The 14,802-nt window shown below is 62.1% G+C and carries 13 protein-coding genes; 12 read left to right on the plus strand and 1 reads right to left on the minus strand.

Going from position 1 to position 14,802, the window contains the following annotated elements; genetic code table 11:
* Nucleotides 1–19: 19 nt before the first annotated feature.
* A complete protein-coding gene (nadB, locus tag IE079_RS11980; protein WP_189576715.1) occupies nucleotides 20–1,624 on the minus strand; it encodes an L-aspartate oxidase in 1,605 nt (534 codons plus the stop codon).
* A 218-nt stretch (nucleotides 1,625–1,842) separates the two neighbouring features.
* Between nadB and rpoE the strand changes: the two genes are divergently transcribed.
* The 12 genes from rpoE (at nucleotide 1,843) to recO (ending at nucleotide 14,798) form a co-directional block, all read left to right on the plus strand.
* Nucleotides 1,843–2,454, plus strand: a complete 612-nt coding sequence (rpoE, locus tag IE079_RS11985; protein WP_227712471.1) for an RNA polymerase sigma factor RpoE — start codon at nucleotides 1,843–1,845, stop codon at nucleotides 2,452–2,454.
* A complete protein-coding gene (locus IE079_RS11990) occupies nucleotides 2,451–3,038 on the plus strand; it encodes a sigma-E factor negative regulatory protein (RefSeq protein ID WP_227712472.1) in 588 nt (195 codons plus the stop codon). Before rpoE ends, IE079_RS11990 begins: the two co-directional genes overlap by 4 nt.
* Before the next feature lie 73 nt (nucleotides 3,039–3,111).
* Nucleotides 3,112–4,125 (plus strand): MucB/RseB C-terminal domain-containing protein, encoded by a 1,014-nt coding sequence (locus IE079_RS11995; protein WP_227712494.1) that lies wholly within the window; start codon nucleotides 3,112–3,114, stop codon nucleotides 4,123–4,125.
* A gap of 12 nt (nucleotides 4,126–4,137) precedes the next feature.
* Nucleotides 4,138–4,626, plus strand: a complete 489-nt coding sequence (locus tag IE079_RS12000) for a SoxR reducing system RseC family protein (protein WP_189576719.1) — start codon at nucleotides 4,138–4,140, stop codon at nucleotides 4,624–4,626.
* 180 nt (nucleotides 4,627–4,806) lie between these two features.
* The gene (locus tag IE079_RS12005) at nucleotides 4,807–6,174 is read left to right on the plus strand and encodes a DegQ family serine endoprotease (protein ID WP_227712495.1); all 1,368 of its coding nucleotides are present in this window, start codon (nucleotides 4,807–4,809) and stop codon (nucleotides 6,172–6,174) included.
* Nucleotides 6,175–6,471: 297 nt separating this feature from the next.
* On the plus strand, nucleotides 6,472–9,198 hold the full coding sequence (locus tag IE079_RS12010) for a bifunctional diguanylate cyclase/phosphodiesterase (protein ID WP_189576723.1): 2,727 nt from the start codon (nucleotides 6,472–6,474) through the stop codon (nucleotides 9,196–9,198).
* A gap of 205 nt (nucleotides 9,199–9,403) precedes the next feature.
* Nucleotides 9,404–11,206: a translation elongation factor 4 gene (gene lepA, locus IE079_RS12015; RefSeq protein WP_189576725.1), complete on the plus strand. Its 1,803-nt coding sequence runs from the start codon at nucleotides 9,404–9,406 to the stop codon at nucleotides 11,204–11,206.
* A gap of 11 nt (nucleotides 11,207–11,217) precedes the next feature.
* Nucleotides 11,218–12,048 carry a signal peptidase I gene (lepB, locus tag IE079_RS12020; RefSeq protein ID WP_189576727.1) on the plus strand — a complete coding sequence of 277 codons (831 nt, stop codon included), beginning with the start codon at nucleotides 11,218–11,220 and terminating at the stop codon, nucleotides 12,046–12,048.
* 38 nt (nucleotides 12,049–12,086) lie between these two features.
* Nucleotides 12,087–12,461: a DUF4845 domain-containing protein gene (locus IE079_RS12025; RefSeq protein ID WP_189576729.1), complete on the plus strand. Its 375-nt coding sequence runs from the start codon at nucleotides 12,087–12,089 to the stop codon at nucleotides 12,459–12,461.
* A complete protein-coding gene (rnc, locus tag IE079_RS12030) occupies nucleotides 12,461–13,150 on the plus strand; it encodes a ribonuclease III (protein WP_227712473.1) in 690 nt (229 codons plus the stop codon). The genes IE079_RS12025 and rnc overlap by 1 nt, the downstream gene beginning before the upstream one ends.
* Nucleotides 13,147–14,064 (plus strand): GTPase Era, encoded by a 918-nt coding sequence (era, locus tag IE079_RS12035; RefSeq protein ID WP_189576733.1) that lies wholly within the window; start codon nucleotides 13,147–13,149, stop codon nucleotides 14,062–14,064. Before rnc ends, era begins: the two co-directional genes overlap by 4 nt.
* Nucleotides 14,065–14,072: 8 nt before the next feature.
* On the plus strand, nucleotides 14,073–14,798 hold the full coding sequence (gene recO / locus IE079_RS12040) for a DNA repair protein RecO (RefSeq protein ID WP_189576735.1): 726 nt from the start codon (nucleotides 14,073–14,075) through the stop codon (nucleotides 14,796–14,798).
* The last annotated feature ends 4 nt before the right edge of the window (nucleotides 14,799–14,802 follow it).

Genomic DNA, 14,802 nt, shown 5'->3' on the forward strand with positions numbered 1-14,802 from the left:
TGCGGTATGGGGGCCGCACTCAGGGTGATGCAATCCGGTAGGTTGTCGGTACCAGCACCGTATCTTCCGGTTCGCTCTGCAGCCCCGGGTAGTCCAGGGTGAAATGCAGGCCGCGGCTTTCCTTGCGCTGCAACGCGGAGCAGATGATCAGGTCCGACACCGTGACCAGGTTACGCAGTTCCAGCAGGTCGTTGCTGACCCGGTAGTTGCTGTAGAACTCGCCGATTTCCCGGGACAGCAGGTCGACCCGGTGCTTGGCACGTTGTAGTCGTTTGGTGGTGCGCACAATGCCGACATAGTCCCACATGAAATGACGAAGTTCATCCCAGTTGTGGGAAATGATGACGTCCTCGTCGGAATCACGCACCTGTGACTCGTCCCAGTCCGGCGCCGCTGGCGGCGGTGGAATGTCTGACTCGCGCCGGGCAATGTCTGCGGCCGCGGCACGGCCGTACACCAGGCATTCCAGCAGGGAGTTGCTGGCCATGCGGTTGGCGCCGTGAAGGCCGGTAAAAGCGGCTTCGCCCACGCTATAGAGCTGGTTGATGTCGGTACGGGCCCGCTCGTCGGTGATGATGCCGCCACAGGTGTAATGGGCCGCCGGCACGACCGGGATCGGCTCCCGGGTGATGTCAATGCCGAAGTCGAGACACTTCTCGTAGATCGTGGGGAAGTGTTCGCGGATGAAGTCCGTCGGTTTGTGGCTGATATCCAGGTACAGGTGGTCGGCACCCAGGCGTTTCATCTCGTGGTCAATGGCGCGGGCGACAATATCCCGGGGCGCCAGTTCACCACGCTTGTCAAACCGGTCCATGAAGCGGGTGCCATCCGGCAGCGTGAGTACGCCGCCTTCGCCACGCACCGCCTCACTGATCAGAAAGGACTTGGCATGGGGGTGGTACAGGCAGGTGGGATGAAACTGGTTGAACTCCATGTTGGCGGCCCGGCAACCGGCACGCCAGGCCATGGCAATACCATCACCGGAAGCACCGTCGGGATTGGTGGTGTAGCGGTAGGCCTTGCTGGCGCCACCGGTGGCAAGCACCGTGAACCTGGCCCGGAACAGCTCCACATGGCCGGTTTCCAGGTTCAGGATATAGGCGCCCACGCAGCGGTTCCCGGGCAGGGCCAGCTTGCGGTTGGTGATCAGGTCCACCGCCACCCGCCGGGACAGCAGATCGATATTATCCCGTTCAGCGGCCTGCTCGCTGAGGGTGGTGGATACCGCATTGCCGGTGGCATCCGCGGCATGAATGATGCGCCGGTGGCTGTGGCCGCCTTCCCGGGTGAGGTGCAGCTGCTCGTTTTCGTCGCGGGTGAACTGGACGCCGCTGTCAATCAGCCAGCGGATGCTTTCGGCGGCATGCTCAACGGTGTAGCGCACGGCATCTTCATGGCAGAGGCCGCCACCGGCGGCAAGGGTGTCGGCGGCATGGGCTTCCAGTGAGTCGTCGCTGTCGAGCACAGCGGCAATGCCGCCCTGGGCCCAGAGCGTGGCGCCACTGGTAATGTCGGCCTTGCTGATCACGCCCACGCGCAGATGGGCGGGCAGGTTCAGGGCAACTGTAAGGCCGGCAGCGCCGCTGCCGATAATAAGAACATCGTATTCATGGGACTGTGGCATGTGATCGTTATCGCGGGCCATAATGTGGTGAGTATTGAACTAAACTTTCTGCCTGCTGTCTATTTGCCCACAGCGGAACTGACGCGTGAGCCCGGGTGTTGTACCGCCCCGGGGGTTTCCGCCGCCAACTTGTGGAAGAAGCGCCTATGATCATGAGCGAGAGACGGCAGGCAGGTCCAGCGGCACAGTTATCAAAGGAGGCGCCCGCCGGCCCCAAAATGAAACCGGACGCCGAACAGACACGACCATCGGCACCTGATGGCCAGACCGACCTGCAGCTGGTGCGTAAGGCACGGCAGGGTGACCGGTCCGCCTTTGACCTGCTGGTGCTCAAGTACCAGTCGCGGGTGGCCTCCATCATAAGTCGTTATATCTACGACTCCCAGGAAGTGCTGGATCTGACCCAGGAGACGTTCGTCAAGGCCTACCGGGCCATTGAGCGTTTTCGTGGAGACAGCGCCTTCTACACCTGGTTGTACCGGATTGCGGTCAACACTGCCAAGAACTTCCTCGAGTCCCGTGGCCGCCGTCCCCAGGGCGTGGCGGATGCCGTTGATGCCGAGTCCTTCGAGGATGGTTTCCGGTTGCGGGATATCGCCTCGCCGGAGAAATTCCTGCAGCGGGATCAGCTGCGGGAGGTGCTGGATGCGGCGATTGACGGCCTGCCCGAGGAGCTTCGTTCCGCGTTTCTGCTGCGGGAGTACGAAGGCCTGTCCTATGAGGACATCGCGAAGATTCTGGAATGTCCGATCGGAACGGTTCGTTCGCGGATTTTCCGGGCAAGGGACGCCATTGACCGCCAGCTCGGACCGATGCTGGAAAACGCATGAGTAAAACGATCAACGAGGTACAGGCAATGGATGACCGGCTCAGAGAAACCTTGTCTGCAATGATGGATGACCAGGCGGATGAGCTTGCCGTGCGACGGGTGCTGTCCCACCACGACCAGCAGGCGGTACGGGACCAGTGGCAACGCTGGCAGCGAATCCGCGATGTCATGCACGAGGCGCCCGCAGGCCATGCGGGCCTGGATGTGCGGGAAGCGGTGAGCGCCAGCCTGGATCAGCCAGCGGCCGGGGATAGCGGCCACCAGTCCGCAGGCCGGCGATACGCGCCATGGCGGTGGTCGGCGGTGGCCATGATAGCGGTTGGTGTGGCTATCGGTTTTGGTGCCGGCAGCGGCTGGGATGTGATGTCCGGTAGCGGGCCCGACACCCTGGTGCCCGTGCAGGCGCAAGTGCCGGCGGCTGCGGGCGTGCCGGAAGTGACCCTGCAGGGGCTGGACCCGAGTCAGCGCGAGCAGTTCAGCCGGTACCTGCTGGAGCATGCCCAGAACAACAGCATGGCAGCGGGTCAGGGTGCCGTGGGTTACGCCCGCCTGACCAGTATGTCCGGTTCCGGGCAGGGCTACTGAAGCGGGGCCGGGTTGGCTCCAGGCATTGATTGAATAGCCGGCCGTCGTTTGAGCAGAGGGGACAGTCTTGAAAGTGCACACCCGGGAAGCAGGTCATACCGCGATTATCTGGATGTTGCTGGTGGTTACCATGCTGGCCACCGGTATGGCTCGGGCCACCGAGCGGGAGACCGCTGACGCCTGGCTGCTGAAGCTGGGGCCAGCCCTGAACATGACCACCTATCGCGGAATTTTCGTGTATTCCAGGGGTGATCAGGTGAGCTCCATGATGATCGCCCACCGTTATCGGGATGGTAGCGTCGAAGAGCGCCTGGTGCAGCAGGACGGGGCCGGCGGGGAGATCCTCAGGCGGGGTAACCGGGTGCTGTGCGTTCTGCCCGAGCAGGGCCGCATCCATCTTGATCAGGTTATCCCCTCCGGCCCCTTCGGTGAGGCCTTTGCCAGCCAGCAGGTGCCGGTGGGAGCCTGGTATCAGCCGCAGATGCTGGGGGAAGACCGCATTGCCGGTTACCCGGCGGTGGTCATCGGGCTGGAGCCCCGGGATGACGACCGCTACGGCTATCGCCTGTGGATGGAAAAGCATACCGGCCTGCTGCTGAAAAGCCATGTGCGCCAGGACGGCGAAGTGCTTGAGCATTTCCAGTTCACCATGCTGGAGATCACCGATGAACTGCCGGATTCGGAATTCGAGATCCGCTCCGGCGTCGAGATGAAAGAGGTGACCCCCTACCTGCCCGTATCCGGCGACGCTGGCGAAATGGACGGCTGGAACCTGGGTTGGCAGCCGGATGGTTTCATGCCGGTCGACGCACCCCGCACCAGCCGTGGGCAGGCGGTTGCCTTCTCCGATGGTCTGGCGACTTTCTCGGTGTTTGTCGAAGCGGCCGGTGGCACGGAAATGCCCGAGGGCGCCTCGCGCATTGGCGCCACAACCGTCTACATGCACTATGTCAGCCCCGGTGCCGGGTCGCAGGACCGTTTCCTGGTAACGGTCGTGGGCGAGATCCCGCCCCGTACGGCCATGCGGGTGGCGCAGTCGGTGGCCGTGGACGATCGCAATGCCCTGGCGCGAACGCTGGCAGACTGACAGGAGCGGTGCATGATTCATGAAACCGGAACAGTGATCTCCGTCAGTGGTGACGAGGCCTGGGTCCAGACCATTCGCGAGAGTGCCTGCCAGTCCTGTAAGGCCCGTCATGGCTGCGGTCAGAAAGCCCTGGCGGGAATGACATCCGGTCAGTCCCGCCAGATCCGGGTGGCCAATACCCTGCACGCCCGTCCGGGAGATGAGGTAACCGTTGCCATCGAGGAATCGGCCCTGCTCAGGGCCTCGCTGCTGGTCTACGCATTGCCGCTGTTGCTGATGGTGGTTGCCACGGCTCTGGTGGGTACCATCATGCCGGGCCGTGACGGGTTGGCCGTGGTGTCCGCGCTGCTGGGGCTGGGCGCGGGTCTGCTGTTGGCCGGTTGGTATTCAAGGCGGGATGCTGGCCGCTGGCAGCCGGTGATGGGGAGGCTGATTCCCGTTCGGGCTGAACTTCACGATCAGAAACCTGTCCCTTGTTCAGTTGAAAACATTCGTTCCTGACACCATTTCGGAAATACTCCGGGGGAGTGTCCGTGCTGGCCGCCTTGGGCCGGGTTTGGTGCTTTTCAGGAGAGATAAAGTAAAACCAGTGAGTTACGGGGAGCATTCATGACCAGACAGTTCCAGCCAAGGTTTTTATCAGGCCACCGTGCCTGGCTGCCATCCCTTCTGTTCCTTCTGATGGCATCGCTGCTCACGGCCCAGTCCGCGGCAGCGCAGTCATTGCCCGACTTCACCGGCCTGGTCGAGGAGAACTCCGCCGCCGTGGTGAATATCAGTACCGTCACCGAGCGGGATTCTCAGCGCCAGCAATCACCCTTCAGTGATCGCGAGCTGGAACAGATGCCGGAGTTCTTCCGCCGCTTCTTCGAGGGCCCCCAGTCACCCTATGGTGGGCCATCCCGGCCTCGCCGTTCCATGGGGTCCGGTTTCATCGTGTCTGAAGACGGCTACGTGCTGACCAACAACCATGTGGTCGAAGGGGCCGACGAAGTCATTGTCCGCCTGAACGACCGCCGCGAACTGCCTGCCGAGGTGATCGGAACCGATCCCCGCTCGGACATGGCTGTGCTCAAGATCGAGGACGACGAGCCGCTGCCCGTGGTCAGCATTGGCGACTCTTCCACCCTCAAGCCGGGTGAGTGGGTCTTTGCCATCGGTTCACCGTTCGGGTTCGACTACACCGTAACGTCCGGCATCATCAGCGCCATTGGCCGGTCGTTGCCCAGCGAAAACTATGTCCCCTTCATCCAGACGGATGTGGCGATCAACCCGGGCAACTCCGGTGGGCCGCTGTTCAACATGGATGGCGAGGTTATCGGCATCAACTCCCAGATCTACACCCGTTCCGGTGGCTTTATGGGCGTGTCCTTCGCCATTCCCATTGACGACGCCATGAATGTGTTTCAACAGCTCCGCGATGACGGTCGTGTGGCCCGGGGCTGGCTCGGTGTGCTGATTCAGGAGGTGAACCGGGATCTGGCCGAGTCCTTCGGGCTGAGTCGCCCCCGTGGCGCGCTGATTGCCGAGGTCATGCCGGATTCGCCAGCCCGGCAGGCTGGCCTCGAGGCCGGTGACATCGTGCTCTCTTACGAAGGTGAGGCCATTGAACGTTCTGCGGATCTGCCGCCCATGGTTGGCCGTACCCCCATCGGCGAAGCGGCGAAACTGACCATTCTGCGCCAGGGCGAGAAGCGCACCATTGAGGTGGAAATCGGGCGACTGCCGGAAGAGGAGGGCGCAGCCAGTGCCCAGGACGAGCCGTCCGGGGCCGCCGGTGGTCCGCTGGGCCTGGAGGTTGAACCCTTGCCGGATCAGCTGGCCAGCCGGCTGGATATTTCCGGTGGCGTGCTGGTCACCCAGGTAGGCCGTGGTCCTGCTTTCCAGGCCGGTATCCGTCGCAATGACATCATTACCGAGCTGAACCGTCAGCCAGTCACCAGCCTGGACGATTTCCGCGCGGCCGTGGAAGCGTTGCCGGATGATCGCGCGGTTTCCGTGAGGATTATCCGCGAGGGCCGTGCAACCTACCTGGTCATGAAGCCCTGAGTCCGGTTCCGGTTCCTTGAGGGCTCATGGAGCAGCCCGTCTCAAAACCGCCCGCTGTGAAGCAGTTGGCGGTTTTTTTGTGGCCGGGGAACTGTTGCGACGACGGGTTTTCTGATAGCTTTATGTGTTGACAAATACGACACTACATGCAGGCAATTCGGCGTAATTACTGGCGTTTTTGTTACCATTTAGCCACACTGGCGATGTTGGCGAGGCGCCTGGAGGGGCGAGCTCTGACAGGGTGACCCGAACACTCGCCGGCTTAACCAGGGAACTGGCCAGGGAACGGATCCGGACATGATCAACAAAAAGGACATTGCGCTCAAAGACCTGTTGCGCCCGCAGCATTCCCGCATGGCGTGGCTGGTACTGGTCATTGCCCTGGGTGTTACCGCCGCGCTGTGGGGCCTGTCCATGCGCCTGGTGGAAGACCGCACCGAAAGCCGCTTCAATACCCAATCCCTTCAGCTCAAGACCGCCATCGAGGAACGCCTGCTCAATTATGAACAGGTGCTGGCAGGCAGTGCCGGCCTGTTTTCCGTCGCCGGTGAGGTCAGCCGCGAGGAATGGCGCACCTACGTTGAGAAGGTGGATATCGACCGTTATTACCCGGGCATCCAGGGTATCGGGGTGACCCGCCGCATTGGTATCAACGGGCTGCGTGGTCACCTGGATGAGCTCCATGCCGAGGGCTTCGAGGATTACGTGGTCAGGCCACGGGGTCTGAGGGAGGAATTTCATCCCATTGTCTACCTGGAGCCGGCTACCGACCGTAACCGCCGGGCCTTCGGCTACGACGCCTACCAGGATGATATTCATCGCCGCGCCATGGAGCGGGCCCGTGACACCGCCCGCCCGGTGGTCACCGGCAAGGTGGTACTGGTACAGGAGGAACTGGCGGAGGATCAGGCCGGTTTCCTGATGTACTACCCGGTCTACCATGGCGGTGTGGTGCCAACGTCCCTCAGTGAGCGCCGTATACTGCTCAGGGGCTTCGTATTCAGTGCCTTCCGTACCAATAACCTGCTTGATGGCATTGTCGGGCTGATTGCGCCGTTCCTTGATGTGCGTATATACGACGGCAGCAACATCGGGCGGGAAACCCGGATGTATGGCTCCAGCCTGGGTTCACTCGACGAGGAGTTCAGTTTCGAGAAGTCCCAGCAGATCGAATACGGGGGCCGAACCTGGGTGATGCAGACCCGCTCGACGCCGGCCTTTGATTACCTGGCGTCCGATCCCCGCCCGGCCATTGTGCTGGGTTCCGGTATTCTGGTCAGCCTGCTGCTGTTTTCCTTCTCGCTGTTGCTGATCCGCTCCCGGGTGCTGGCCCACAAGAGTGCCGGCCGCTACCGCGCTATCACCGAGGGTGCCAGCAATATTACCGTGGTCATGGACCGCCAGGGTCGGCCCACCTACGTCAGCCCGTCCAGCCATACCATCCTCGGTTACGACCCGGATGAGGCAAGGTCGGTTGAGATTGAATCCCGGGTGCACAGTGATGACTGGCCGAGACTGCAGGACGCTTTCCGCGAAGCGCTGGCAAAGCCTGGGGAGCAGATGCCCGTGATGCGGGCACGGATCCGCGATGCCACTGGTGAATGGCGGGAAATGGAAGGGTCGTTCACTGCCATGCTGGAAGTGCCCGGTGTGGAAGGCGTGGTGCTCAGCCTGCGGGACCTTACCCAGTTGCGGGCGGCCCAGTCCGAGCTGCACCGCCTGGCGTTCTACGATCCGCTGACCGGGCTCGCCAATCGCCAGCTGTTCCGTGACCGGCTGGCCCATGTGGTGCGCCGCAGTCGTCGCAGCCAGGAGCCGGCGGCGCTGATGTTCCTGGATCTGGACGGTTTCAAGAGTATCAACGATACCCTGGGCCATGACGCCGGCGACCAGTTGCTGGAACACGTCGCCCGCTGGCTGACCGGATGTGTGCGGGAAGAGGATTCCGTGGCCCGGCTCGGGGGTGATGAATTCGTGGTTCTGCTGTCGCGAATCAGCAGTCCGGAAGCCACCGCCAAGGTGGCGGAAACCATCCTGCGACGACTGTGTCAGCGGGTTCGTCTCAATGAGCATGATGTGGGCATCACCGTCAGTATCGGGGTGACCATGATCCCCTATGACAGCGAAGACCCCGGGGTGCTGATGAAGTATGCCGATCTCGCCATGTACCGGGCCAAGGAACGGGGCCGCAACAACTACCAGTTCTTCACCCCGGCCATGAACCTGCAGGCGGCCCGGCGGCTGCTGCAGCAGGAGGAACTGGCCAACGCCCTGGACGAGGATCGCTTCGTACTGCACTATCAGCCCAAGGTGGACCTGCAGGAACAGCGGGTGGTAGGCGTTGAGGCCTTCCTGCGCTGGCAGCATCCGGAGCGTGGGCTGGTGTCCGCCAGTCAGTTCATTACTCTGGCAGAGGAGTCCGGGCTGATCATCCGCCTGGGTGAGATGGCACTGCGTCAGGCCTGCATCCAGATCCAGGCGCTCGAGCGGGCCGGGTTCGAGCGCCTGCGGGTGGCGGTCAACCTGTCTGTCCGTCAGATTGTCGATCCGGGCTTTCTGGACCGGTTTCGCCGGGTCATTACCGAGACCGGTGTGATGCCCGACCGCCTGGAGCTGGAGCTGCCCGCGGCACTGCTCAACGAAGACCCGAAAATGCTGCGCACGATGCTCGGCGCCCTCCATGAGACCGGCGCCAGGCTGATACTGGATGACTTTGGCAGTGGCGCCTGTTCACTGGCCGCGCTGCAACAACTGCCCCTGGATGCGGTCAAGATCGATGACCGCTTTATCCGCGATATTCCCTACAACACCAACGCCACAGACGTGGCCTCGGCGGTAATTGCCCTGGCCCATAAACTGCGGCTTACCGTGGTGGCTGAAGGCGTGGAGACCCCGCATCAGTTGCAGTTCCTCGAGCGGGCCGGCTGTGCCCAGTGCCAGGGTAACCTGTTCAGCTACCCGCTGGATGAGGATTCGCTGATCAGCTTCCTGGTCAACCAGTACGAGCGTGCGCTGATTCCGTAAGCAGTCGCGCCCTGCTCACGACGGGATGCGGTTCTCGGCCCCGCCGATGGTAATGAGGCCCCACAACCGGTAAAATCCCGCCTTTGCAGGAGCCGGGCCGCCATGTCGCGCCAGTCCTGAAATTCTCCACCGGAACGCCAGCCACCGGAAGCACCCGGGGCCCGGCTGTCGGGTGATCAAGTCTGCTACGGGTAACCATTTGTCTGTGACTGAACTGAGCCGCATTCGTAACTTCTCGATCATCGCCCATATTGACCATGGCAAGTCCACACTGGCTGACCGCTTTATCCAGGTCTGCGGAGGCCTGACCAACCGGGAAATGGCGGAGCAGGTGCTGGATTCCATGGACCTTGAGCGGGAACGGGGCATCACCATCAAGGCCCAGAGCGTTACCCTGAACTACAAGGCCCGGGACGGGGTCGAGTACAAGCTCAACTTCATCGACACCCCCGGTCACGTGGACTTCTCCTACGAGGTATCCCGGTCGCTGTTTGCCTGCGAGGGCGCCTTGCTGGTGGTGGATGCCGGCCAGGGCGTCGAGGCCCAGTCCGTGGCCAACTGCTACACCGCCATCGAACAGGGGCTGGAAGTGGTTCCGGTGCTGAACAAGATGGACCTGCCCCAGGCTGAACCGGACCGGGTGTCCCAGGAAATTGAGGATATTATCGGCATCGAGGCAACCGATGCCGTGCGCTGCAGCGCCAAGAGCGGCATCGGCGTGGAAGATGTGCTGGAGGACCTGATCAAGCGGATTCCGCCGCCCGAGGGAGACGAAAACGCACCCTTGCAGGCACTGATTATCGACTCCTGGTTCGACAACTATCTGGGCGTTGTCTCACTGGTGCGGGTGCGCCAGGGTGTGATGCGCAAGGGCGACAAGATCCAGATCAAGTCCACCGGCAAGGCCTGGAACGCCGACAAGGTGGGTATCTTTACGCCGAAACCGACCGAAACCGGCGAGCTGGGCACCGGCGAGGTGGGTTTCGTGGTCGCCGGCATCAAGGATATTCATGGCGCCCCGGTGGGGGACACCATTGTGTCCAACAAGTATGCCGCCGAAACCCCCCAGATTCCCGGCTTCAAGAAGGTAAAGCCCCAGGTGTACGCCGGCCTGTTCCCGGTCAGCTCCGATGACTACGAGGAATTCCGCGACGCCCTGTCCAAGCTGACCCTCAACGACGCCTCGCTGTTCTTCGAGCCGGAAAACTCCGACGCCCTCGGCTTCGGGTTTCGCTGCGGTTTCCTGGGCATGCTCCACATGGAGATCATCCAGGAGCGGCTGGAACGGGAATACAACATCGACCTGATCACCACCGCCCCCACCGTGATTTACGAAGTGGTGAACCGGGAGGGCGAAACGATCACGGTGTCGAATCCGTCCAGCTTGCCGGATCTCGGCTCCATCGAGGAAATGCGCGAGCCCATCGTTGAGGCCAGCATCCTGGTGCCCCAGGAACACTTGGGCAACGTGATTGCCCTGTGTGAGGAAAAGCGTGGCGTACAGACCAACATGCTGTTCCTGGCGAATCAGGTGCAACTGACTTATGAACTGCCCATGGCGGAAGTGGTGCTGGACTTCTTTGACCGCATCAAATCCGCCAGCCGTGGTTTTGCGTCCCTGGACTATCACTTCCAGCGCTTCCAGCCCGCCAACCTGGTACGCCTGGATGTGATGATCAATGGCGAACGGGTCGACGCCCTGGCACTGATCGTGCACCGGGAGCAGGCCCACTACCGGGGCCGCGCACTGATCGACAAGATGAAAGAGCTGATCCCGCGGCAGATGTTCGATATCGCCATCCAGGCCGCCATTGGCAACCAGATCGTGGCCAGGGTCACCGTCAAGGCCCTGCGCAAGAATGTGACCGCCAAGTGTTACGGCGGTGACGTCAGCCGCAAGAAAAAGCTGCTGCAGAAGCAGAAGGAAGGCAAGAAGCGGATGAAGCAGCTTGGCAACGTCGAAGTGCCCCAGGAAGCCTTCCTGGCGGTGTTGAAAGTGGACAACTAGGGCTTTTCTGAATGGACATCAATTTTCCGCTGATCCTGGTCGTGCTGACCTTTGCCACGGGCCTTATCTGGCTGGCTGACCGGCTGTTCCTCAGGCCGCGCCGGGAGGCCGCCTGGCAGCAGTCGGGGGCAGCGGCCGCGAGCGGCGGCGATGCGTCCGGCGGGAAAGCTGGCGCGGAGGAAGAGCGGGCCGGGCCGCCGGAGCCCTACCTGGTCGACCTCAGCCGCTCATTCTTCCCGGTGCTGGCCATTGTGCTGGTGCTGCGCTCGTTCCTGGTGGAGCCCTTCCAGATTCCCTCCGGCTCCATGCTGCCGACCCTGGAAGTGGGTGATTTCATCCTGGTGAACAAGTATGCCTACGGACTGCGGCTGCCGGTGGCCGGCACCAAGATCCTGGATATCGGTGACCCCGAGCGTGGCGACATCATGGTCTTCCGCTATCCCGAAGATGGCACCACCAACTACATCAAGCGGGTTGTCGGCCTGCCCGGCGACCGCATCGGTTATCGCAACAAGACGCTCTATATCAATGGTGACGAAGTGCCCACGCGCTTTGTTGCCAACCTGCCCCCGTTCCAGATGCTGGAAGAGCAGCTCGGCGATGTGGAGCACCTGATCTATCGGAACCTTGGCAGCATGCGTGGTGCCGGGGAAGGGGAATGGATTGTGCCGAATGGGCACTATTTCATGATGGGAGACAACCGGGATAACAGTAATGACAGCCGATTCTGGGGTATGGTTCCCGATGAGATGGTGGTTGGCAAGGCATTCCTGATCTGGATGCAGTGGCCATCACTGACCAGCCTGCCGTCATTCGACCGGGTGGGCCCCATCGACGGATGAGCGACTGATTCGCCGTCTATTGTGTGAGGTACGTGCGTATGAAACACCCATTCCGCCAGCAAGGCGCTTCCACTATCGGTATCCTGGTTGCCGTGCTGTTCTTCGCCAGCCTGCTGACCCTGGTGATCAAGCTGGGGCCTGTCTATCTTGACGACTATACTATACAGGGAGCCCTGGAGGGGCTGGACGGCGAGGAGGGCTTGTCGCAGATGACCCCGGCAGACGTGCGTCGCCTGGTCACCAAGCGGCTGAGCGTCAATAACGTGGACGGCTTCAACGCCAAGGACATCAATATCGAGAAGGACGGCGATCTGGTGATCATCAGCCTTGATTACGAGGTTCGTACCCCCGTGGTTTCCAACGTGGATGCCGTCATCAGTTTCAGTCATTTCTATGAGCTCAGCGGACAGTGATGAACCAACCCGACCTGGATCGACTGCAGCGCCGTATCGGCTACACGTTCGACGACCCGGAACGGCTGTTGCTGGCGATGACCCATCGCAGCTTCGGCAACGACAACAACGAACGGCTGGAGTTCCTGGGCGATTCGCTGGTCAACATGATCATCGCCGAGTATCTCTACCATCATTTCGAGAGGGCCCGGGAGGGCCAGCTCAGTCGTCTGCGGGCGCGGATGGTAAAAGGGGTGACCCTGGCGGAGATCGGCCGCGAGTTCGAGCTGGGGCAGTACCTGAGGCTCGGGTCGGGTGAAAAGAAAAGCGGCGGCTTCCGGCGCGATTCGATTCTGGCCGATGCGGTGGAGTCCATCATCGGGGCCATGTATCTCGACAGCGATTTCGACACCTGCCGGGAACGGGTACTGTCCTGGTTCGACAAGCGCCTTGAGCGCCTCGACATCCAGGACACCCAGAAGGACCCCAAGACCCGGCTGCAGGAGTACCTGCAGTCACGGCAGTTTCCGCTGCCCCGGTACGAGGTGATTTCGGTGGATGGCGAAGCCCACGCACAGACCTTTCATGTCGCCTGTGCCCTGCCGTCACAGGACCGCAAGACTACCGGAGTGGGCAGCAGCCGGCGCATCGCCGAGCAGCAGGCCGCCCGGGCAGCTCTCAAGCAACTGGGCGTGGAGCCGAACGAATGAACAACATTACCCAGCCTGATGATCCCGAAAGCCGCTGTGGCTTTGTGGCCATTGTCGGCCGCCCCAATGTGGGCAAGTCCACGTTGCTGAATCACATCCTCGGTCAGAAACTGAGCATCACCTCGCGCAAGCCGCAGACCACCCGCCACCAGATCCTGGGCATCAAGACCGAGGGGCCGGTGCAGGCCATCTATGTGGATACCCCGGGCATGCATGAGGAAGAGCCCCGCGCGCTCAATCGCTACATGAACCGCACCGCGTCCGCGGCGCTCAAGCATGTGGATGTGGTGGTGTTCGTGGTGGACCGCCATCACTGGACCCCGGCGGACGAAATGGTGCTGAACAAGCTGACGCACCTGACCTGCCCGGTGATTCTGGCGGTCAACAAGGTGGACCAGGTCGAGAAGCGCGAGACCCTGTTGCCGGTGCTCGAGCAACTGGCCAAAAAGCGGGAGTTCGCCGAGATCATCCCCATGTCGGCCCTGAAGGAACAGAACCTGGCGCCGCTGGAAGAAGCCGTCGCGCGCTTCCTGCCGCAAAGCGTCCATTTCTACCCGGATGACCAGATTACCGACCGCAGCGAACGCTTTGTCGCCGCCGAAATGGTGCGCGAGAAGATTACCCGTCAGCTGGGTGCGGAACTGCCATATTCCGTGGCCGTGGAAATCGAGGAATTCAAACACGATGGCAAGACGCTGCACATTGCCGCACTGATCCTGGTGGAGCGGGAAGGCCAGAAGAAGATCGTCATCGGTGACAAGGGCGAGCGCCTGCGCCGGATCGGCCAGGAAGCCCGGGCAGACATGGAGCGCATGTTCGAGAGCAAGGTGATGCTGCGGCTCTGGGTCAAGGTGAAGCGGGGCTGGGCTGACAGTGACCGGGCGCTCAAGAGCCTGGGCATGAACGACGGCTGAGCGCTGCCATGGCCGGGTCAGTACAGCAGGAACCCGCCTATGTTCTCCACCGGCGCCCGTTCCGGGAGACCAGCCTGCTGGTTGACCTGTTTACCCTCAACCACGGCAAGGTCGGCCTGGTTGCCCGCGGCGCCAGCAGTGCCCGCAGCGCCACCAAGGCTCAGCTCCAGCCATTCCAGCCGGTACTGGTGGACTGGACCGGCCGCTCCGATCTCAAGACCCTGACCCATGTGGAGAACCGCCCCGGTGTTCACCTGGGGCATGGCAAGGCGCTCTACAGCGGCTTCTATCTCAACGAACTGCTGCAAAAACTGCTGTCCCCCTTCGATCCTGCCCAGGAGCTTTTCGCCGCCTACATTGATGCCCTGCAGCAGTTGTCCACCGCCGGTGGCGATGTGGAGCCGGTGCTGCGTCGCTTCGAGATGCAGCTGGCGGCCAGCCTGGGCTACGGTTTCCACTGGGCCCGGGCCATGGACACTGGTGAGCCGGTGCAGCCGGACCGTCGCTACTGCTATGATCCCCAGCATGGCATCCTTGCGGGTTCCGACGACACCGTACGTCTGACGGGGTTATCGGGGCGGGCCTTGCTGGCCCTGGCCGACAGCGACCTGCAGGATGCCGACGCCCGCCGAACCGCGAAGCAGGTGATGCGGGCACTGACCGATTTCCTGCTGCAGGGCAAGCCCCTGAACAGCCGCGCACTGTTTGCCGGCGGGCGTTCCACCGACCGATAAGGAA

It is taken from the genome of Marinobacter zhanjiangensis (assembly GCF_014651935.1).
Lineage (GTDB): Bacteria > Pseudomonadota > Gammaproteobacteria > Pseudomonadales > Oleiphilaceae > Marinobacter > Marinobacter zhanjiangensis.